At 34.4% G+C, this 23,383-nt stretch carries 14 protein-coding genes; 9 read left to right on the forward strand and 5 right to left on the reverse strand.

The features are described from left to right. Positions 1–4: 4 nt before the first annotated feature. On the reverse strand, positions 5–2,791 hold the full coding sequence (locus tag HGO49_RS02485) for a hypothetical protein (protein WP_017532151.1): 2,787 nt from the start codon (positions 2,789–2,791) through the stop codon (positions 5–7). Positions 2,792–2,835: 44 nt separating this feature from the next. Further along, a complete protein-coding gene (gene ileS, locus HGO49_RS02490; protein ID WP_017532152.1) occupies positions 2,836–6,006 on the reverse strand; it encodes an isoleucine--tRNA ligase in 3,171 nt (1,056 codons plus the stop codon). 138 nt (positions 6,007–6,144) lie between these two features. Between ileS and HGO49_RS02495 the strand changes: the two genes are divergently transcribed. Then, the gene (locus HGO49_RS02495; RefSeq protein ID WP_017532153.1) at positions 6,145–6,339 is read left to right on the forward strand and encodes a hypothetical protein; all 195 of its coding nucleotides are present in this window, start codon (positions 6,145–6,147) and stop codon (positions 6,337–6,339) included. Positions 6,340–6,441: 102 nt separating this feature from the next. On the opposite strand, the gene miaB is transcribed toward HGO49_RS02495, so the two are convergent. Beyond that, entirely contained in the window at positions 6,442–7,764 is a 1,323-nt protein-coding gene (miaB, locus tag HGO49_RS02500; protein WP_026092647.1) for a tRNA (N6-isopentenyl adenosine(37)-C2)-methylthiotransferase MiaB, read from the reverse strand. A 664-nt stretch (positions 7,765–8,428) separates the two neighbouring features. On the opposite strand from miaB, the gene recJ reads away from it, so the two are divergent. Continuing rightward, positions 8,429–10,168: a single-stranded-DNA-specific exonuclease RecJ gene (recJ, locus tag HGO49_RS02505; protein ID WP_017532155.1), complete on the forward strand. Its 1,740-nt coding sequence runs from the start codon at positions 8,429–8,431 to the stop codon at positions 10,166–10,168. 263 nt (positions 10,169–10,431) lie between these two features. On the opposite strand, the gene HGO49_RS02510 is transcribed toward recJ, so the two are convergent. Beyond that, positions 10,432–11,475, reverse strand: coding sequence for a hypothetical protein (locus HGO49_RS02510; RefSeq protein WP_017532156.1), 1,044 nt, complete (start codon positions 11,473–11,475; stop codon positions 10,432–10,434). Between the two features lie 78 nt (positions 11,476–11,553). Then, positions 11,554–12,726, reverse strand: coding sequence for an NADH-quinone oxidoreductase subunit D (locus HGO49_RS02515; RefSeq protein WP_017532157.1), 1,173 nt, complete (start codon positions 12,724–12,726; stop codon positions 11,554–11,556). Positions 12,727–13,160: 434 nt separating this feature from the next. On the opposite strand from HGO49_RS02515, the gene HGO49_RS02520 reads away from it, so the two are divergent. From HGO49_RS02520 to HGO49_RS02550, 7 genes are all read left to right on the forward strand, one after another. After that, positions 13,161–14,627 carry an IS4 family transposase gene (locus HGO49_RS02520; RefSeq protein WP_172758531.1) on the forward strand — a complete coding sequence of 489 codons (1,467 nt, stop codon included), beginning with the start codon at positions 13,161–13,163 and terminating at the stop codon, positions 14,625–14,627. A gap of 21 nt (positions 14,628–14,648) precedes the next feature. Beyond that, the gene (locus HGO49_RS02525) at positions 14,649–15,080 is read left to right on the forward strand and encodes a cytochrome b (protein ID WP_017532158.1); all 432 of its coding nucleotides are present in this window, start codon (positions 14,649–14,651) and stop codon (positions 15,078–15,080) included. Between the two features lie 5 nt (positions 15,081–15,085). Continuing rightward, a complete protein-coding gene (locus tag HGO49_RS02530; RefSeq protein WP_017532159.1) occupies positions 15,086–16,081 on the forward strand; it encodes an NAD(P)H-dependent flavin oxidoreductase in 996 nt (331 codons plus the stop codon). 132 nt (positions 16,082–16,213) lie between these two features. Next, positions 16,214–17,623, forward strand: coding sequence for a hypothetical protein (locus HGO49_RS02535; RefSeq protein ID WP_017532160.1), 1,410 nt, complete (start codon positions 16,214–16,216; stop codon positions 17,621–17,623). 104 nt (positions 17,624–17,727) lie between these two features. Next, positions 17,728–18,093 carry a hypothetical protein gene (locus HGO49_RS02540; protein WP_017532161.1) on the forward strand — a complete coding sequence of 122 codons (366 nt, stop codon included), beginning with the start codon at positions 17,728–17,730 and terminating at the stop codon, positions 18,091–18,093. A 51-nt stretch (positions 18,094–18,144) separates the two neighbouring features. After that, positions 18,145–20,499 carry a VirB4 family type IV secretion/conjugal transfer ATPase gene (locus HGO49_RS02545; protein WP_017532162.1) on the forward strand — a complete coding sequence of 785 codons (2,355 nt, stop codon included), beginning with the start codon at positions 18,145–18,147 and terminating at the stop codon, positions 20,497–20,499. Further along, the gene (locus HGO49_RS02550; protein WP_017532163.1) at positions 20,480–23,335 is read left to right on the forward strand and encodes a hypothetical protein; all 2,856 of its coding nucleotides are present in this window, start codon (positions 20,480–20,482) and stop codon (positions 23,333–23,335) included. The genes HGO49_RS02545 and HGO49_RS02550 overlap by 20 nt, the downstream gene beginning before the upstream one ends. Positions 23,336–23,383 lie beyond the last annotated feature (48 nt).

Consider the following 23,383-nt stretch of genomic DNA (forward strand, 5'->3'; position numbering starts at 1 on the left):
TCAATTATATTTTACTTCTCGGTTTGACACACTTTTTTGAACATCCCCGGTGTGTCACGTTTACTTCATCCAATTTATTCCCTATCTTGAATTCAATATCTTTGAAAAATCTATCCCACATTCCATGCAAATGCTCTTCTATTTGAGGCCACACATCATTTTTAAATGTTTCTCCATCATCAGAAAATAAATTACCAAAAAAAACTCCTACTTCCTCATAACTTGATTGAAAATGTTGAAGAAATGTTTCTACTTCCTTATGAGTATCATGTGCCACACTCAACGCTTTTCCTTCTGCGCTCTTATCCCCACGCATTGCAACGGCAAGACCTGTTTGAATATATCCCAAGCCTGTCCTAATAGCTTTTATAGGCTGCAGCCATGAACTCTTATCACTTTTTGGTACATTATTTACTATATTTTCCACCAACCTATTTATTAAAGGAGACAATAAATCTTGACAAAAATGTTTGATATTGTCTTTTGTCTTAATCACAGGACTTTTTATGCACTTTTCTGCCAAATAGTACTCAAGTTCTGCTCTCTCTAGTAACTTCTTAATTGCTTCTTCATCAAAAATTTCATGCTCGAATGCTTTAAGTAAATCATCTTCTATTATTGCAAACTTTATTTTTTCGCGAGATTCCAGTTCTTCTCTATAATCATTTTTTGTTTCTTCATTTATCAATAATCCTTTTTCTTCTAATTCTAACTGTTTTAATGCTTTCAGAATTTCTTGGTTATTTTTCAAGTGCTTCTGTATTAATTTCGTATTTGGATGCTTTTCTCCTTTTCTATTCCACTCATCTTCTAAGTACTTATTTAAGTCCTTATTCCCTTCTATTATTTTTCTTAATAGTATAGGTTGTTCAGGTCTTTTTAAGTATTTTTCAATTCTCACTCGATGTGAATTAATCTTTTCTACTAGATCTGGTGCCCCCCTTTCTAATAACTTACATGAATTCTCTATACCCTTTGCTTGACTTTTAAACAAATCTTGTGTTTTACGTTTCGTTATTTCTAAATACATCTTTGCTATAAAATCATTCACTTTACCTGAAGCTTCTTCTAAACTTTCCCCATTCAAAGGACCTTTTATCTCCTCTTCTAAATCTCGAAACTGGTCTATTAAGCTTAGCATGACTAATAGGCCTAACTCACCCTTTGCTTTTTTCATTACTGATTTTACTAGCCTTCGCTCAACTTCTTGATCACCATACTCGAACTTAAAAAGACCTTCTAATTTCCTTTTTAAATCATCGTTTGTTAAGTTGTTTTTTCCTTCATTATACACTGCTTTCAGCTTTTCATGTATCCCAGTATATCTTACTTGTCCTTGTTTTTTTAAATCTTTAATTATTTCTTTAGCATCATTCAGAACTTCCTCTGTTTTTCCAAGATCTGTATTCTTATAAACATCAATTATTGTTTTCCTAGTTATTTTCCCTTCTTGTATAAGTCGCTCCCATTCTGCTTTAAATACAGGAAGCTCACTATCGTCTAGGGCATTTGGCACTTTTGCTCCTGCTTCTTTTAGATCCTTTATTATCATCTCTTTCTCATTTGGTAATTCCTTACCTTGACTTTCTAACTTCTGCTTCACTAAAGTATTTTTTAGCTCATCTTCCAGCGAAAAATCTTCTCCCCGTCTATTCTGCTGAAACTTAATTGCTTGTATAAAGGCAACTTGATAAGCATTTTCTATTAAGTGAGTTGTCAACTTAGAACCTATACTACTCACCACTTTCAACCTGAATTCGTTCAATAATTCCTTCAATTTATCACGTGTAATCTCTTCTTTTTCTAGCTTCACCAGCTCTTCCATAGTTTTTGCAAATTCTTGAATTGAAGTTGCAATCACATTCTTAATTTCATTATGCAAGGGCTTAAGACCATTGTTTAAATTGATACTAGCTGATAATTTCAGTATGATATTATGCTCTAAACCCCGCTTCACACTAAACCATTTATCATTTCCATTTTCACATAAATCTCTAAGCAGTTGTTTAAATTGCGGTGGAAATTTTATTTCCATATCCCATGTAATGTTTGGTTCAGGAAACTCCGTTTCATGAAAAGATATCTCAATATTTTGGTGCTTATTAGAATATCGCCCCATACTTATTTTAAGAACAGCAACTAAAGAGTGAGATAACTCTCTATTTAAAAGATAAAAAGTAGCCAAAGCAATTGTTGCAGGAACAATTAAGGCTACAAGCACAGTCACATTAACAAAAATTGCTATTGCAGCAAGAGCACCGTATGCAAATCTTCTCGATACACTTGTTTCACTCTTTTTTGCCTTATCTTCCACTACACCTTCTTGTGTTTTGCTGCCTGCTTTAAATCTACTGTATATGACTAACCCCATTGCAACAAAAGCAATATAAGGAAGTATTAAAACTGACAGAGCTAAATTTAATACTTTTTTCTCCGGGCAAGCTCTGTTTATCTCTTTAAATATTCTACTTGATATATTATACCAGGAAGTAAAAAAGTCAGAGTTGTAATCTTTATAATGAAATATACTGAGTGGAACATTAAAAGCAGCTACCTGTTTAGTTAACCAATCTTGCTGACTTATAGCATCAAAAAATTCTTCTCCCTCTTCTGAATTAGCAAGACCTAAATCATTCTCTTCTTCTACATTAGAAACATCTTCCATAGCATCAAAAAACTCTTCTTCCTCTTCCAAAGCAACATTAAAAATAGATTCTACTTTACCTAAACCATCACTGTTGTTATTTAAATCAATAACTTCTCTATGACCATCTGCAACAACTTGATTCATATCACCACCCTACTTAAAGCAATTTAAGTATAGCATAAATATTACTAATTTTGCAACTTTATTAACTTAATACCAACTATCAAACCTTGGTATTCCTTAGAATAGAAATCGGCCTCGATCTCTTTATTAGTGTCCAAAGATAAGGCAAGGGTCTGCTCTTTTATATATTTATTCCATGTAGTTATTGCTTTCTTAATTTTTTCATCTTCTGTTTTGATTGTTACTCCTATTCTATCTGATATATGGAAATCAGCTTGTTTTCTAGTTTCTTGAATAAGCCTCACAACATCTCTTGCGAGTCCTTCTAGAATTAGTTCGTCATTGAGCTCAGTAGTCAGAACAACAATCCCTTTATTGTTATCAAATACAGAAGAATATTCACTATTTGCTTTTAATAATAGTTCATACTCACCTTTTTCTATAGTATAGCTCTCTGTTTCATCTCCCAGAAATATTTGCTCATTCTCAATTTGTCTCCACTTTTCTTCTTTGACATATTGAACTAGTTTCTTGATTTTATCTGCAACCTTCTTACCAAGTAGCGGAAAATTTAGTTTTAGCTCTAGTGACGCAACTTCTTTCAACTCACTTACTATTTCTAGTTCTTTTACATTCACCTCATCTCTTATTATCTCTTGATATTCATTTTTAAGGAAATCGCAGGAAGACCTATGATAAATGGTCATACTGCCAAGTGGCTGCCTGATGCGCATGTTAAACGTATTTCTGATGGATAATGCAGAGTTACATATCTCTCTTACCAAATCCATCTTGGCAATGAGTTCACTGTCATATCTATCTGATTGTGGAAAATCAGCCAAATGAACAGATGTTTCTTTGTACTTAAGCCCTTGCCATATAGTCTCTGTTATGAGTGGCAACAAAGGAGCTGCAGCTCGAAGCATGTAATAAAAAACTGTGTACAGAACATTATAAGCGTCGGTTTTATCTTGATCTAAGTCACTTTTCCAAAAACGCTCGCGACTGCGACGAATATACCAGTTATTTAGCACTTCAAAGAAATTCATCAGGGTTTTACAAGCCTCTTGGGAATTATAGTTGTTCATAGAAGCTTGTATACTTTCCACAGCTTCAAAACATTTGGAAATCATGTAGCGATCAATGGTACTCTGATAATCTTTACAAACCTCAGCTCTAATTCCATCTGCATTTGCATACATGGTAAAAAAGTGATAACTATTCCAAATAGGTTTTATTACGTCCTTCAGAATATCTCGTATCGATTTTCCTTCTTTGTCGAGTAGTAAATTACCACCGCAAACAATGGAACCAGATAGCATAAGAAAACGCAGCGCATCAGAACCATATTTGTCAAAAACCTCCATTGGATCTGCATAATTATTCAAACGTTTGGATAATTTCTGACCTTTCACATCAAGAACCACACCGTGGCATATGCAATTCTTAAATGGCTCACTATCAAATAAAGCAGTGGAAAGCACAAAAAGCGTATAAAACCATCCTCTTGTTTGTGCTATATATTCAGTGATAAAATCCGCAGGGAAATTTTTCTCGAACCATTCTTTATTTTCAAACGGATAGTGAACTTGCGCGAACGGCATCGAGCCAGACTCAAACCAACAATCAAACACATCAGGCACACGACGCATAACTGATTTTCCTGTTGGATCATCAGGATTTGGTCTTATCAAAGTATCGATAAATGGTCTGTGCAAGTCATCTATTTTAACATTAAAATCTCGCTCTAGTTCTGCTATCGAACCATATACATCCACTCTTGGATATTTTGCATCATCTGATTTCCACACAGGAATTGGCGTACCCCAAAATCGATTGCGTGAAATAGACCAGTCATGTGCTCCTTCAAGCCATTTTCCAAATTGACCATCTCTTATATGATTTGGCATCCAATTAACTCTCTTATTTAGCTCTACCATTCTGCTTTTGAACTTTGTCACAGCAACGTACCAAGAAGGCATAGTGCGATAGATCAAAGGAGTATCAGTTCTCCAGCAGTGAGGATAATTATGAATATGTTGCTCAGTCTTAAACCAACTCCCCTGCTCTTTTAATTTTTTTATTACTGTATCATTGGCATCAAAAACATGAACTCCTGTTAAATCTGAAACTTCTGCAGTAAATTTCCCACCGTTATCAATTGGACAAACAGCTCGAATATCATGGCTTTGGCAAAGGTAAAAATCTTCTTCACCAAATCCAGGAGCAGTGTGCACAACACCAGTGCCGTCTTCTGCTGTAACATAATCAGCACTGAAAACACGGAATGCATTTTTTGTATCTTTAAAGTAATCAAACAATGGTTTATAGGAAAGACCTGCAAGATCACTCGCTTTAAGTTTTGTATTACAGTTTTCATATTGAATATTGCTTTGTTCACAGTGGCTGACAAATTTCTCTAAATAACTTTCAGCAAAGATGCAGACTTCACCATTTACTAACATTGCACAATACTCAATATCTTTTCCTATTGCCAGTGCAAGGTTACTCGGCAATGTCCAAGGCGTTGTAGTCCAAGCAAGTAATTTACATTTTTGTTTAAATTGCTTTGGATTTTCTAAAAGTTCAAAAGCAACAGTTACAGCTTTGCTAATTTTTTCTCTATATGCATTATCAAGCCTTGTTTCAAAATTAGAGAGTGGAGTTTCGCACGCCCAGCTATAGGGAACAACGCGTATTGATTCATACACCAGACCTTTATCATAAAGCTGCTTAAATGCCCACATGACCGACTCCATGAATGACTTATCCATAGTCTTATAGTCATTGTGAAAATCTACCCATCTTGCTTGTCTATTTACATACTTCTCCCATTCTGATGAAAATTTCATCACAGAAGTACGGCAATGATTATTGAATTTTTCAATGCCAAATTTCTCTATCTCAGTTCTACCAGATATTCTAAGTTCCTTTTCCGCGCCCATCTCAGCCGGTAGCCCATGGCAATCCCAACCAAATCTGCGTTCAACCCTTTTTTGCAGCATAGTTTGATATCTTGCAAATGCATCTTTTATAAAACCAGTAAGCAAGTGTCCGTAATGCGGAAGTCCATTTGCAAACGGAGGCCCATCATAAAATACAAAACAATGATCCTTGGAACGTTTCTCGACTGACTGCTCAAAAATTTTATTTTCCTGCCAAAATTTTATGATTTCCTTTTCTAGCAATGAAAAATCAGGACTGCTGCTTGTATCAGGATAATACTTCATATTCATTTTAACTGGATAAAATCAAAGAATATAGAGCTTTCTGGAAAATTACAAATTCAAAAACTCTGTTTCTATAAACATTGATAGGTATTGACATTATTATACAGCATATTAATAAATCAGACTTATTTACTTAAGTTAAAGATGAATAAAGACAATAACAGTTGGCCTTATCAGAAATTTCACGATGCTAACAAAAATAATAGTAAAAGCAGCGTTATTTGGAGATCGCTTTCTTATGAATATAATAATTCTGGAAAGGTTGAAAAAGTACACTATCAGTGGGAAAAGAAAAAAATCCCGCAAATCTATTATATCAAGTCTCATATGATTGCGTAACAGAGAGTTGTAGTCCCTTAAGGATTAAATCTAGATAGCTTATAAACTTATAAAAACACACAAAGTGCTTCTACATGAGACGATGGGAGCACTTTTCTCTAATTAGGCAGCGCATCCCAACAAACTATTTTGCCGAGCTTCCAATATCCTTACATTTACTATTTTATCTTTGTATTTATCGTCAGGATCATCAACGCATACTGATTGCATGTATGGGCTTTTACCAATAATTTGATTTTGGTGTTTACCTTTTTTATCACTGAATAGAACAGGAATAGTTTTTCCTATCATACTCTGATTAAATTCAAGTTGTTGCTTGCTAATTAATTCCTGTAAACAAAGAAGACGCTCTGTTTTAACCTCTTCTGGTACTTGATCTTTTCTTTCCGCCCCTGGCGTTCCTGGCCTTGGGCTATATTTAAAACTATAAGCCTGAGAGTACTTTACTTTTTCTACTAACTTCATAGTTTCCTCAAAATCTTTTTCAGTCTCTCCAGGAAAACCAACAATAAAATCAGAAGAAAATTCGATTTCAGGTTTCAATTTGCGAAATCTGTCTATTATTTCCAAATACTCCTCTGCAGTGTGTTTCCTGTTCATTGCATGCAATATTTTATTCGAACCTGACTGCACAGGTAGGTGAACAAACGGCATGAGTTTTGATTCCTCCGCATGTACCAAGTAGAGAGATTCGTGCATATCTCTTGGATGAGAAGTTGTGTAGCGGATTCTTTCTAGCTTTTCAATTTTAGCAATGTGACTAATTAATTTTCCTAAATCCCACACTTCTCCTCCGCACTCCCCATGATAAGCATTAACATTTTGACCGAGCAAATTGATTTCCCTTGCCCCATTTGCAACTAACTTCAATGTTTCACGGAATATTTCATTTACTGGTCGTGAATACTCAGCCCCGCGTGTATATGGTACCACACAAAACGTACAAAATTTATCACAACCTTCTTGTATGGCAAGAAACGCAGAAGACCCCTGGCTATTGCCATAGCATTCATCTGGCAATTTATCAAACTTCGCAACTTCTGGAAAATCAGTATTTATTACATGACCTTTACTTCTGCTTGCTTTGACTATCAGCTCCGGTAAAACAGCGATACTCTGCGGACCAACAACAATATCAACAAAAGGAGCCCTTCTGAACACTTCTTCTCCCTCTGCTTGCGCTACACATCCAGCCACCACTATGGTCATTTCCTTATTTTTTTGTGATGAATGGATTCTTCCAAGCTCTGAGTAAAGCTTTTCTGCTGCCTTTTCTCTAATATGACAAGTATTTAATATCACCAAATCAGCTTGTTCTACATCACTAACAACGTTGAACCCTAAAGGCTTAACTATATTCTCCATTAAAATGGAGTCATAAACGTTCATCTGACAGCCGTAAGTTTTAATGTATAGGCCTTTCATATTTAAAATTCTTCACACAAATTCTAGCAAATTATACGAAAAACTGGATTCTAGTACAACAGCCAATAAAGATTGCTTGACAAACCTTCTCGCTTTCCTTATTATAACAGCAGAGATATTTTAAGAGCTCAAAATCTATCTTCGTCTGCAGACTTTTCAGTCAATTTTTCAACAAAAAACGTATTCTTCAGCACACGTTCAAATTCTGTTGTATGTGCGCTGCATTTCTTTCTAATCTTCAGGAGGATTTTATGTCTAGAATTCCAGATACTTAACTTTTATTTTTAAGTTAAAAAAAACAATAGGCGCCTATTGTTTTTATAAAAAAGTGTAAAAAATAGAAATACTTTAAAGAATATAAAATAAAGGTAGAAAAGGTTCGAGTAATTAAAAACCATTTCCAGGCATAAATTTGCCATGCATACCTAAAAAGTAATTACACTAATATAATATTCACACTTATATACTAATATAGATATATTACTAATTAAAGAGCATGTTATGTAAGAAGAAGTATCAGATTTTGTAGATGCTCTTTGTCAAAATAAATGTGATTCCTTTCGGGTGACACCCTCCTATATCTTTCTTTAGGTTACGCAGAAGTCTAATACAATTATAGAACAAGCTTAAAAGTTCTGGTAAAGTAGTTTTATTTACAAAGGATATGCTACTTGATATTGAAAAACGCAGTATAACAAATGCACTGTGGAAGTTACAAGAAGCAGATCAAAGGGAAATTTTAACTCTTATACAGAGATTTGAGTTGCCAGAAATATTAGCAAGAATATTAGTTGCTCGTGGTGTTAACATCGAAAATGCACATGACTTCTTACATCCACTAATCAGATCGCTATTACCAGATCCCTTTCACCTCCTTGATATGGATAAAGCTGTTTCTCGCATAATAAAAGCAATAAACAATAATGAAAATATTGCAGTATTTGGTGACTATGATGTTGATGGCGCAACGTCATCAGCATTGATTAATAGGTACCTAAGAGCGATTGGGACACACTCTATAATCTATATTCCAGATCGTGTTGATGAGGGCTATGGATTGAACACAGATGCTTTATTACAACTTAAAAAGAACGGAATTGATTTATGTATTTCTGTTGATTGTGGTACGCTTGCATATCAACCGATAGAAGATGCAAAAGTCTTTGGACTTGATATTATAGTTGTCGATCATCACCTTGGTACAGAAAAGTTACCAAACGCTGTAGCAGTTGTTAATCCCAACCGCCTTGATGAGAGCTCTCCTTATAATAACTTAGCAGCAGTTGGAGTGTCATTTCTGCTAATTGTTGCTCTTAACAGAAGCTTACGTGAGCAAGGATTTTTTACCTACAAAAAAGAACCAGATTTATTTGATCTACTGGATTTGGTTGCTCTTGGAACTGTTTGCGATGTTATGCAAATTATAGGCCTAAATAGAGCATTTGTTTTGCAAGGATTAAAAGTTATGTCAGCAAGGAAAAACGTTGGCTTGCGTGTTTTGTTTGATGCTTTGGGAACCCTTGAAAAACCAAGTGTTTCACGATTAGGGTTTAGTATTGGGCCATGTATAAATGCCGGAGGAAGAATTGGAGAAGCATCTCTTGGTGCAAGATTGCTTTCCACCGATGATGAAGAAGAGGCGCATTCAATCGCGCTAAAATTAATAGATTTAAATAATGCAAGGAAGGTGTTAGAAAATGAGGCTCTCTTAGAAGCTACAACACAGGCAGAAAAATTTACCTTATTAGATGTAAATTTTATAATGGTAAGTGGTAATTGGCACCAGGGAATAATTGGTATAATTGCATCAAGACTAAAGGAGCAGTTTCACCTACCAACGATAGTGATATCTTTAAACAACGGAATAGGAAAAGCAAGTTGTAGGTCAATTTCTGGAGTAGATATTGGTGCCGCGGTTCTTTCTGCAAAATTTACCAGCCTAATCATTGAAGGTGGTGGTCACAGTATGGCAGCAGGATTTTCGATTGAAGAAGATAAAATAAGTGATCTACATGATTTTTTTACTGAAAGATTTGCAAACTCTACAAATGACAAAATCATAAAAGCCGATGGCATAGTAACAGCTAAAGCAATAAACTTATCCCTGTGGAATCAATTGCAACGCTTAGAGCCATTTGGTGTTGGCAATCCTGAACCGAGATTTATCATCCAAGGAGCAAAGATAAGAAAGCCGGAAGTTGTAGGAGTTGACCATATAAAATGTTTTATTGCTGACGATAATGTTATGGTCAAAGCTATTGCGTTTCGCTGTGCAAATACTGAGCTTGGCTCTGCTATCATGCAGGGAAATGTTGAATCAATTTTAGGTAAAATCTCTATGAATTACTGGAATGGCAATGAATTTGTGCAGTTTTTAATAGAAGATGTGCTAACACGTAATTAACATATCTCACAAGCAAATCCTTCTACTAAGCGGCTTAACGTCCAAGGTATTCATCGTAAAAGCTAAAAATCATGGACGATGAATTCATAGGAAAAATTAGTGAAAGTTGACCTATCTTAGCTTTTTTTGATAAGCTCTTTGTACTATGAGCAGAGCTAACATAAAAAATGCTTGTCAGCTTTGCTCATTTTTTTCTATCCTTTAACCTTTTGTAAATCTATAAAGTTTAACTCAAGGTAACATCAACTTTAGAAGTCTTTCTATTAAATGAAATAAGTTTCAAGGATCTGTTCTGCCCACTCTAATGTTTCATGAGTTCCGCTATACATTTTAGAAAATTTATCCACTATATTTTTAAATTCAGGATTTTGTGTACAAGAATGCTCTTCAATATCACGAAGTATTTCTTTTTCTAGATCATAGTTTATTTTATCTTGACTACGTATTTTCTTTGCAGTAGTGCCAAGCAACCAATATCGAAATTCTGAATCAATGCAGTGTAACCTTTGCCACATATTAGTAAGTTTAGCAGTACCTCCTGTTAAGTAATTCTCATAAATTTTGCTGATAATTTCAGGATGCTGATCTTGAAGAAAATTGAACATTACTAACCCAACTGAATAATTGTCACTTTCCGTGAGATCAGATGGGGAATTATTTATAAAACGTATATCTTTAGCAAAGACTGTCTTAATACCATCCATTATTCCTTTTTGACATGGAGTATTGCATACATTTTCATCTAAGAGCTCACATGAAATTCCCATTGCAGTACCCTCTTCCAGCAATTTTAACGGAGGTAAATCTTTATGCTTTGTCATCTCTTGCATACAGTGTACAAACTCATGAGAGAGAGTAAGATAGTTAATTTCAGACGAGGGAAGAAACTTCATTAACACATCAGGAAGTGCAAATGGTTCACTTAGTTTACTAATAGTAAGTCCCATCTCGTCCGATGTATCTTCCTCCCTTCCTAAATATACTTTACGTACATTATTGTATTGACTACTATCTTCAAACAGAAACATACGGAAGTTAAAATCTGTATTGTTTGGAACAATTTTATATTTCTGACATAGTTTAAAAGTGTCATTTATAACTTTTTCAATTTCTTCTAGTTGTGCATCAGTGATATCTGAATGAAATAACTCTACTTTAATATCACTTCCTTCAACATTAATTGTATGTTTAGATGGAAGAATTGCGCTTATTTTAGTTTCAATATCATCTCTTGCTTGATAGTCTGGTTTGACTTTAAAAAGGTCTATACTTGAAAAAAGATTTATTTCATCAATAAAAAAACTCATATTAGCCTCTCATAAATTATTTAGGTGCAATATAGAGGGTGAAAGTTAATATGTAATGAATATGAAATTGCGAATACTTTATCTATCAATCTCACCAAAGACTATATCAAGTGAGCCGATAATTGCTGCAATGTCAGCAAGCATGTGTCCTTTTGCCATGAAATCTAAGGCCTGTAAATGCGCAAAGCCAGGTGCTCTTATGCGGCATCTATAAGGTCTATTGGTACCATCTGAAACTATATACACTCCAAACTCGCCTTTTGGCGCTTCAACAGCTACGTAAGCCTCTCCTTCTGGCACGTGATATCCTTCTGAATAAAGTTTAAAATGGTGAATCAGAGCCTCCATAGATTCTTTCATTTCCGCTCTTGGCGGTGGAGAGATTTTTCTATCTTCAGTTTTTATTGGCCCTTCAGGTATCTTCTCTATGCATTGCTTCACCAAGCTGATAGATTGCCTAATCTCCGCCATTCTTACTAAATAACGGTCATAACAGTCACCATTTTGACCGATTGGTATATCAAAATCTAGCTGATCATATATCTCATATGGCTGGCTTTTCCGCAAATCCCAAGCGAGACCAGCAGCACGCAGCATTGGTCCACTAAAGCCCCAATCAAGCGCCTGTTTTATTGATATTTCACTGATTCCTACAGTGCGTTGCTTCCATATTCTATTTTCCGTTAAAAGTTCATCAACATCGTCTATATACTTTGGAAATTGCTCTATAAACTTTGCAATATCCTCAATTAAACCTTCTGGAATATCTGCTGCAACTCCACCTGGTCTTATATAAGCTGCGTGAAATCTTGCACCTGAGGCCCTTTCATAGAATTCCAATATTTTCTCTCTCTCTTCAAAGAGCCATAAAAGAGGAGTCATTGCTCCAACATCAAGCGCTTGGGAAGAGATGTTTAGTAAATGATTTAGTATTCTTGTCAGCTCACAAAATAGAACACGCAAATATTTTGCCCTAATCGGAACTTCGCACTGCAATAATTTTTCTACACATAACGAATACGCATGCTCTTGTGACATTGGTGACACATAATCGAGACGATCAAAATAAGGAAGAGCCTGAAGATACGTTTTATGCTCTATTAGTTTCTCAGTACCACGATGTAAAAGCCCAATATGAGGATCTGCCCTCTCGATCACTTCACCATCCATTTCTAAAACAAGACGTAGCACCCCATGTGCAGCTGGGTGCTGAGGGCCAAAGTTTAGCATCATTGTCTTTAGATCTGGCATGTTTGGAAGTTTAAGATGTTAAAATTGTATAGGGTAAAATGTGCTTAAAGTCAATAGGCTTCTTGCACAAGTACAACTATCGTTACAATAGAAAAACTCCTTAAAATTCACCATCTCCTTATGATCTGATAGACAGTATTTATTTGAACTACAATTATTATACTTGTGTTGATTAAGGTAGCAAAATTATGTATAGATAATTTTGACTAAAAAATAGTTTTTCAAGTCCTATTTTGGAGTAATCAAAATTAATGAAAGACAATAAATATAACTTAGGTTTAAGAATCATTCATTGGTTAATGTCTGCTCTTATTATTTGCATGCTTTGTTCTGGACCTTACTATTACCCATAAATCTAAAAATGGAGAAAAAGCTGCTATTTTACTAATTCAACTTTCTATTATAAATAGATCTATGGTCTAAAAATGGAATATATGATGAAAAGAACTATAAATACCTCAACTGGCGAATGGGCAGAAAGTGAATTTGGAATTGTTAATTTTGGTGATATAAGATTAAGTAAAAGGCTTCTAAAAATAGTTAATAGTTTTGCTGAATCGCCTGAGCGTTCAATAAATCAAGCTTGTGAAGATTGGCATCAAAGTAAAGCAGCTTATAGATTTTTCCAAAACGATGCCATTTCTGAAAGAAAAATATTAGACAGTCATATAATTAAAACTGTTGAAAGAGCTAAAGAATACTCAACTATCTTAGCTATCCAGGATACGAGTTATATTTCATATAAAAATCATAAAAAGACCGAAGGATTAGGGATTATAGCAGCAAGATTAACATCTAAAACAACTAATTTTAAAACCCATGGATTAGTGATGCATACAACGTTTGCAGTTACAACAGAAGGACTACCTATAGGATTATTGGATCAAAAAATTAGTACTAGACCTTCCTTAACTGAAGACCTAAAGGAGTTGAAAAGAAGAAGCCATAATACTGCTCTTCCCATAGAAGAGAAAGAAAGCATACGGTGGATAGCATCACTTAAAGACTCTACTAAACATCCTGGATTAAAGGATGTTAAGGTAGTTACCGTTTGTGATAGAGAAGCAGATATTTATGATTTATTTGAAGTTGCTTCCACTAATCAATCTCTTTTTGTAGTAAGAGGAAATCAAAACAGAACAGTAAACAAGAAGTCGACTTATTCTGAAAAAGGTGGTGAAAGATTGTGGGATTTGATGAATCGCATGTCTTGTCAAGGAGAAATTCAAGTGAGTATTCCTGCTCGCGATAAAAAACCTCAAAGAACAACAGTTTTAGAAGTAAAGTTTAGTAACTTTGTGATGAATGCATCAAAAAACAACGCTAGACGTAAAACCCAAAAACTTCCTAATTTAAATTTAAATGCTGTCTATGTTATAGAAAGATATCCCCCATTTGGCGAAGAGCCCATAAACTGGATTTTGTTAACAAATATAAATATTAATAATTTTGAAGAAGCAGTAGAAAAAATACAATGGTATTGCTTAAGATGGAGAATAGAGGTTTTTCATAAAATTTTGAAATCCGGTCTTAAAGTTGAAGAATGTAGGCTCCAAACAGCAGATAGATTGATCCGCTTTCTTACAATTATGAGTATAATTGCATGGAGAATATTTTTTATTACATTGGTAGCTAGAACAAATCCGAATCTTTCTTGCACTGTCATACTGACTGATGACGAATGGAAGGTTTTATATACCAAAATGCTTAAGACAAAAAACTATCCTGAGACTCCACCACCTATAAGAGAAATTGTGAGGTGGGTGGCCAAGTTAGGAGGGTTTTTAGCTCGCAAAAATGACTTAGAACCAGGTCCTATAGCCTTGTGGAAGGGATGGAAACGTCTCTTTGATTTAGCAGAAGGATGGAGACTTGCTCATGAATTCTATACTTGTGGGTAATAGTAAGGTTCTGGACTGTACATGAAAAGTTTGCCGATTAGCAGTGAAATTAAATTCAGCATATACGCTATTCATAAGGCTTGCGGTATCACCGTTCTTGGATTAATTATAGTACGTATATTTTTTCGCGTCTTTACTTATGTTCCACCACTTCCAGCCAATTTTTCTCGATTCATAATCAATGCAAGCAAAATGATACACTTTGGCTTGTATTCTTTGATGGTGCTAATGCCACTATCTGGTTACGTCATGTCTTCTGCTTCTAGCAAAGAGATCAAATATTTTTTCCATATCCCTTTATTAATTAACCATAATGAAGATCTAGCTAGTGCAGCTAATCAGCTACATTCAATTCTTGCATATTTTATGATACTCTTTATAGTCTTACATATACTTGGCGCTTTAAAACACACATTCATAGATAAACAAAATATTTTTAAACGTATGATATAGGTTATATGTTAAGTAGCCTCTGGAAAAAAGGAACGAATTTTCTTGGTAGTGAATTTGCCATAATGGGTGGTGCTATGAGCTGGGTTTCAGAGAGAAATTTGGTTTCAGCAATCTCAAATGCTGGTGGGTTTGGCGTGATTGCTTGCGGTGCAATGTTTCCAGACTTACTGAAAAAAGAAATCATAGAGACACAGAAATTAACTAACAAACCATTTGGTGTAAATCTAATTACTATGCACCCAAAGTTGAGTGAGTTGATAGATGTGTGCATTGAAACGAAAGTAAGCCATATAGTGCTTGCCGGTGGACTACCAACGAAGCCTAATATAGAAAAAATCAAGAGTGCGGGCATTGAAGTTATGTGTTTTGCACCAGCATTAAGCCTCGCGAAAAGGTTAGTAAAAATGGGAGTAGATGCGTTAATAATAGAAGGTATGGAAGCAGGAGGACATATCGGTCCTGTTAGCACTTCTGTTCTCGCACAAGAGATATTACCTCATTTTAAAAATGAGAAAACACCGGTGTTTGTTGCAGGTGGAATAGGAAGAGGCGAAATGATAGTGAACTACCTAGAAATGGGAGCAATTGGCTGTCAAATAGGTACATTATTTGTCTGCACGAATGAGTCAATCGCTCACAAAAATTTTAAAGAAGTATTCATCAAATCAGCTGCGCGTAATGCTGTATCTTCTGTGCAGATTAGTGCTGATTTCCCTGTAATTCCAGTAAGGGCTATAGCTAACAAAGCAAGTGACGATTTTATGAAGCATCAAAGAGATATTATTGATAAATATCAAAATGGAGAAATCTCAAAAGAAGAGGGGCAACTTGAAATAGAAAAGTTCTGGGCTGGTGCTTTAAGAAGAGCAGTAATTGATGGAGATGTTGAAACGGGATCTTTAATGGCCGGTCAAAGTGTTGGCATGGTTGATAGAGAAAAGCCTGTAAAAGAAGTGATAGATATGCTAGTTCAACAGGCAAGCAATTATGTTGAAATGTAAAATCAGTAATCAGCAAAGAAAATAGTTAGCAAATTGCTATAATTATCCGCAATAAGGCATAACTGCCCAGTTTTAATGTAAAATTAACGCTAAAGAGGTATTCATACATTTTATTTGTATGAGAGGAATGTTATGCTAGGTACTTTAAAAAAATCTAGAAGTAATGATTTACCTTATAAAATAGAAGAGCTTATTCAATCTTTGAGTAATGAAGAAGATCGTAAACTGTTCACCAATATATACAAAAAGGTCACAAAAAAAAAACATAATAATGAAAGTCCAAAAAAGGGAGATGGGACTATCACAGAATGCATAGAATTGTTCAACAAAGGAGCTGCTCCCAACGTATTAATTGAATTAGAAAAGTCATTGAGAAAACAAGAAGAATATTATAATTATTATACCAAAAACTTTCTTCCAGTATTGGAAGAAGAAGTAATGAAATTAAAGGTCGAACCTTCAGTATCTAACAATGAAATAGAACAATCACAAGGGTCACCAACAAGAAGAGGAAAAATATTAAAAATAATTTCAGAGATTGCTAATAAAAGCAGTGACAAAAATCATTCTAGTAGCACTATTCAAAATCAAAAAAGTCATCAAACAGATAGACAAGATAATGCTATAGGATTATTTAAGAAAAAAAATTTTCCTAGTGAAGTTGTAATTGCTGAAAATTCGGTTGTTAATGCTCTAGAAAGCGATTCTTTAGCTAAGGGTGTAAGTGGAAAAGGAACCCCTGGAATATATAATCCCTTGAGAAGTTTAGATCGTTATGATGCTTCAACAATTCTTACATCAAAACAATCGCAAGCAAGAAAGGAGATCGCACAATCACAATTGAATGGTTTCTCTAGTCAATCTGACCTTTCGATTGATAGTAAAGATTTAAAAAACGAAAAGCCTAATATAACTGTAAATGCTGTAGAAATGCCAAGCGGTGCAAATACTTCTCAACTCAGTAGTAGTAGTGATTTAGATAGTGGAATAAATTCATCTGGCTTGACATTAAGTAGCAGAAGGAGAAGCTTAACTTCAGTAACAAGCATTTCATCTGAGGAAAGTGTACACTTAAAATTAAACCCTGCTGAGGAAGATAATAGTTTGCAACTAGAAGATGAAGGAAAAACAAAATTAGCACATCCGAACAAAACAAGGCCCAAAGGGCCAAGCGGAAGAAGATCCCCTTCTAAATATTATAAGAAGACTGAAGAAGGGCTAGCTCAGCTATCACCTCATTGTGTGATCTCAGTGGCAGGCAGTAAGGTAAAAGATACAATGCAATCCAATAATTATGAAAATAATAGCAAAATCAAAAACAAAAATCTTCACGTCGCACTTGTAACAAGTTCTACTCTCTTAGCAATAGGGTGCATTGTTGCAGGAGCAATGACATCAGGATTAGTAGGAGCAGGACTGTTTGTGGTGGCTGCAGTGTTTGCTACAGCAGCTGCTGCTGAATTGTGTTCAAACTTTCTGTCAAGTAAATTAACATCCATTAGTGTGAGTCCTCTTATTGATAATAAAGAGCTAACACGGTGATAAAAGTTAAATATGAGTTACTTATGGTGAGCAAGTGAATTCGGTTCTTGCCTATTGATGTAAAAATTGTTACATTTGAGGAGTATCTTAAAGGTATTTAGCTGATGCATATTCAATTGGGTAGGGTTTTTGCTATTGTAGCTCTGTTAAGTTTTATCTTCATGTCATGTTCTAGCAAAGCAAGTGATGAATTGAAAAATATACCAGGAACGTTGAAAGAACTTATTTCTTCATTTTCAGTTAAAGATACTATGGAAAATATGAATCCTTCGACAATTATAGGGTTATGTATAGCTACAGTGATACTTGCAGTAGTGTTCAGAGGCCTAATTTTTTTCATGATAATGTTTGGCGTACTGGTCATGATGTTTGGAAGCACAGAAAAGGCAACAGATTACCTGAAAGAAAAATTCAACTTTGCAAAGGACATACAGTTACAATCCAATAAGAAAAAAGAAGATAATAATTAAGTAAGATAGATGGTTCTTTATTATCTTTTTATTGAATACGCATAATATTGTATGCAACCAAAAGTACCAGCCACTAGCTCTAATTCTGAAAAAAAGAACAATTTAGCGTTACTAGAAAGTATTAATTTAGATTTTATCCCTTATGCTTGCCACTACGATGAAGAAACTATACTAACAAAACAGGGGGAATTGTTAAAAATAATCAAGTTAGAAGATTATTCTTCAGTTAATAACTATAGTGATCTTAGAACTGAAATTAGAAAAAGTATATCAAAAAATATCCAGAGTTTATATTTTACAGTTTGGATTCACACTGTCCGTAAGCGCAATAAACTGAGCTTACAGTGGAATAAAACTGCAGACTTTTCCGATCAGCTACACTCAACGTGGTTTAATAAACTAGTTGATAGTAAACTACAGTATATAAATGAGTTATACATTGTGGTGTTACTTAGTGATTTTGGCAAACATATTAATAATGCATTTTTTTTTGGCAGGATAAAGAATAGGCACAAGTTATTTTTACAAAAAAATCATCAAGAATTACAAAAAATAACTGACCTGATTCAAAAAGATTTAGAACCTTTTGGAGCTAAAAAACTGAGCCTTAGGTCTAGTGAAGGCAAAATATATTCTCAAATGATGGAATTTCTCCATTACATTATTACATTAACGCACAAAGATTATCCAATATGTGAAAGGGATCTATCGCAGCATGTTAAAAATTTAAAAGTAGCTTTTGGTTTCAATAAATTTCAAACATCGTTTGAAGGTCAACAGAAGTTTGGTTCTATTTTTTGCATAAAGGAATATCGAGAAATCCCCTTAGAAAATATAGATAGGTGTTTGCAACTTGACTCTGAGCTTATCATCACAGAGATAATAATATTTACTAGTAATAATAAAGCAGTAAAAGAATTTAAAAAACAAATTAATATACTGCAAATCAGTGAGGACAATAGCTTACTTCAAAACTCAGGAATAAATGAAATAATAGAGCTTGAAAAAATTTCTGCTATGGATTTTTGTCAACAGAAAATTATTGTTACAATCTTTGCAGATGATAAGAATAGGTTAGCTAAAAATATCAGCGATTTATCCTCTGTAATGTCGTTAATCGGGTTGATGATGTTTAGAACTGATCTGCACATGGAAAATCATTTTTGGGCACAGCTTCCTGGAAACTTTGCTTTTGTTACACAACCAAAAAATATATTAGAAAAATATGCTTGCAGCTTTGCTATGTTGCATGATTTTACATCAGGTACGTTAAAAGGAGGAAGATGGAAAGAAGCAGTAACAGTTTTTTTTTCAAAAAAAGGCAGTCCTTACTTTTTTAACTTTCATGGAAAGAAAAATAATGGTCATACCACAATACTTGGAGCTCCAAATTCAGGTAGAACCTCACTGATCAATTTCTTACTTTCGGAATCAAGAAAATTTAACCCTAGGATTGTTATATTGGATAATACTGGAAAATCAATAATATTTACTAAAGCAGTAAGCGGCCAATATTACATAATTGATCCAAAATATAAAGATAAAAGTCTAAAATTTAACCCACTGAACATTGAAGATAGTGCTTCTAATCGCAATATGCTTGTTGAATTGATCAAAAGGATGGTTGCAGATGCAAGTTTGGTAGACGTAGAAGAAAAGACAAAAAAAATTGTAGATTCTATATTTGCTATACCAAGAGAATCGCGCTCTATTTCTCAAATTTCTGAAGTGCTTTTACTTCTTGGAGGTAAAATAAGTAAATGGTGTGGTGACGGTGAATTTGCTTACTTGTTCCAAGATGGTGATGAGTCAGACATTGACTGGGAAACAAAAATCATATCTCTCAATACTGCAAACCTCACTAAGCAAAAAGAATGTATGTCCGTGATACTTTACTATTTCTTATACTCTTTCGAAGCAAAATGTGATGGCTCACCTGCAATACTTGTTTTAGATGAAGCATGGGAGATAAGTAATATTTTTCCTACAGAGGGAGAGTTTGACAACTGGATGCAAAGAATGACAAAGTTAAATGTTGTAGTAATTCTAAGTACTGAAAACTTAAACCTAGCATTTGCTAGCAAGTTTACTCAATATTTAGATAAGCATGTCGATACCAGGATTCTGATGCCGAACATCAATGCAAACAGATTATACATGAAGGCATTTTCTCTGTCGAAAGAGGAACTGAATGTCATTTTGCAAACACCAACACAGGAAGGTTTATTTTTGATCAAGCAATACAAAGGTTTAGTAACTTTAAATCTAGATTTGAAAAATATGAAAGAAATACATGTACTTTCAGCTAATAAAGAGACTATAAAGTATATGTATGAGGCGATGAAGGAAAAAGGCGAAAAAGTGAGTAAGTGGTTACCGGTGTTCTATGAAAAATGTAAAGCTTAATTTTTTATTGATATTCTCCTTGATATTTTGTCTTTCTTACCAAGGATATGCTGATTGTCCAACATTTGTAAAAAGTAATACTGAAATTGAAGCTGCAGGAAGTAAAGCAGGAAAAGGTATTGCAAATTTTTTTAAAGGCAAGTGGAGCGATTTAGACTTTGACGAAAAATTATTGCAATTTATTAAAGTTACAGCAGTAAATAATCAGGGACCAGAAGGTTACTTCGATCCAAAGATTAAGGTCTGCGATTACGAAGGAAACGACAACTGTTATATATTATCCAGTGGAACATCCTGCCGCCAGATATATGGAACGCAGAGTACAGGAGCTGGAGTTTCTGCAGCAGCTTTTATCGATTGGGAAGGGGATAAAATTCTGAATGATGGAAAGATTCATGGACAGATGACACAGGGTCTTGAGTGGGAATGGGCAGATGGTGTTACTGATGAAGAAAAAGTAAAATTTGCTAATTCTCCTAAGATATGTGCTTGTAGCCAAAAGGGTGCTTGCATGTCAGGAATTTCTTCATGGGGCTCTAGAGTATTTTCTGGGGAAAATATTTTTCGTCCTGGAGAGATGGAAAAAGCTTGTGATACATGCTATCAAACAAAAGTAAAGTGTGCCCCTGTGCAACTTGCACCTGGCCCACCTCCATTTTGTGAACAACTTGCAATGTCACCACCGCAAGTTAGAATTGTTCCTATAAGAAACCAAGATAATGATTACTTTCATCCAAGAGTTGGAGTCATTATTGGTGAGCTGAAGAAAAGAAGGGAGATATATGTTCCATCTGCTGTTTCAAATCACAAGAATATTCCAAGTTGGACATATCCTATTCCAGATAAAGATACTACCCATTATTTCAAAACCTATAGAAAGAAAGATCAGCTCTGCGCTGAATATTATGGTACTGAAAAAGAAGAATCAAAAAGAAAATTACAATTTCCTGCCCGTTGTTTTCCATCACCAACTGCTCCAAAGCCTGAGGAAATAAAGGTAGTAAATGAAAATACGCTAGAGGTAAAAATGAAGATGAGTGAGAACGTTTGTACTTATGACGCACGTGGAACTCACAGTAATGGCATCTGTACTTTTTATGTTAATAAAAATTCTCCTACATACATTGGCCATCTGCCTTTAATAGTAGTAAAGCCAGCAATAGTAGAAAAAACAACTAATAGCGGTAATAGAAAAAGTGATATCGATAACATAATAGAAGGTGTATTAAAAAATAATTCGCAATTTGAAGTTCTAGAAAAATATGGGTGTGTTCCCGATATCGAAGCAGAATGTAAAGAGCTTCAGAATGGTAAGTGCAAACTAGATGACTCAAGATATCCAAAAGTAGAAGTAAAATATAAAGAAAATCCTAAAAGTAAAATGTTATGCCTTTCTGGTTGGCAGCCAGAACCGGAGGAATTCGTTCTTGAAAAAGGAAGTGAGCTAATATCGCTAAAATCAATGGGGGCAAGATACAATAAATACAATACTGTTTATTCAAAGGAGTCTAATCAGCTTTATTATTTTCCCTGTAACGAAACAATTGAGGTTTTAGCAAAGCCACAAGATGCACTGAATGAAATAATATTCAATAAAAAAGGATATATTTCCATTCCTGCTGAAAATAAGTCTAGAGATAATTGCACGACGAAAGAGGATAAAGAGATAGACACAAAACAAAATTGTAACACATGCAAGATAGTATATAAATTGATAGATGGGGAACATAAAGAAAAATGTAAGCAAGGTGATGATGGTTGTCTCTGCTTTGATGGAGTATGTAGTCGCTCAACACAGTATGAAGATAAGAATGATAAACTATTTTACTTAAGATATGAGGAAGTGGATTGCAAGGATAAAGATGGTAAAACAGTAAAAAACGAGAAAGGTGAAATACAAAAGTGCACACAATTAAAAAATCAACCGATTAAAGCAAATAGAACAGAAGTCTTTTATGCTGATAAATTGTGTAGATTCGATTTAGAGGGTTTAAAAAAGAGATTGCGTGAAATAATAGTAACGCAATTGAGAAATAAGAAGCAGGAGTTTGAAAGGAGTAATAAAGAGTCTTATGAGCTTGGAGATGGCTACACAGATGACTTATCGATGTATGATTACGTTGAAATAGAAGCATGGGGAGGTGGTGAAGCTGGTCATATAGATGGTAAAGCTCAGTCTACAGAAAATAGACCAGGAATGCCAGGTGATTACATTAAAGCTAAACTAAAAATCAACCCCGATTATCCCTACATTAAAGTAAAAGTAACAGAAGGTGGTGGTGGGCAAGAAGATTATAAATCTAACAAAGATGGGGGACCAACTTTAATAAAAATGTGCAGAGACCTTTTAGAAACAATTTGTAAAGATTTAATTACTGTTGCAGGTGGAGGTACATACAGAACCTATGGGGGAAAGAATTACAAAGATACAATAATTCATGAGCAAAATTTAAAGCTAGAAGAAGAAGTTGTAAAAGGAGATAAGTTAGACTCTAGAGAGGATAATGAAATAGCATACATAAGGAATGGTAAGATTGGGTATGAAAATGTAAAAAAATGTAGTAGAAGCTATGTGAATAAAAAATACGGTGCTGGCGGTTGTATCAATCAAAACACAGGGACTTATAGTAAAGGTGCTCCTGGTTATGTGAAGATTAAACCTATGTTTGAGAAAATTAATAAAGGAAGAGTAAAAAAAATAGATGATGCTATTGAAAAAATGATACAAAATCCAGATGACATCACAGGTATTGATGATTCCTTAATAAATAAACTTGATCAAAAGATTATTGATACAATTAAAGAAGAAATTAGAAAAGAATTGCTAGGGTTATAGTCAAGGGACCTTGAGGGAAATGTTCAAAAAAGTGTGTCAAGCCGCATT

The organism is Wolbachia endosymbiont of Diaphorina citri (genome assembly GCF_013096535.2).
Lineage (GTDB): Bacteria > Pseudomonadota > Alphaproteobacteria > Rickettsiales > Anaplasmataceae > Wolbachia.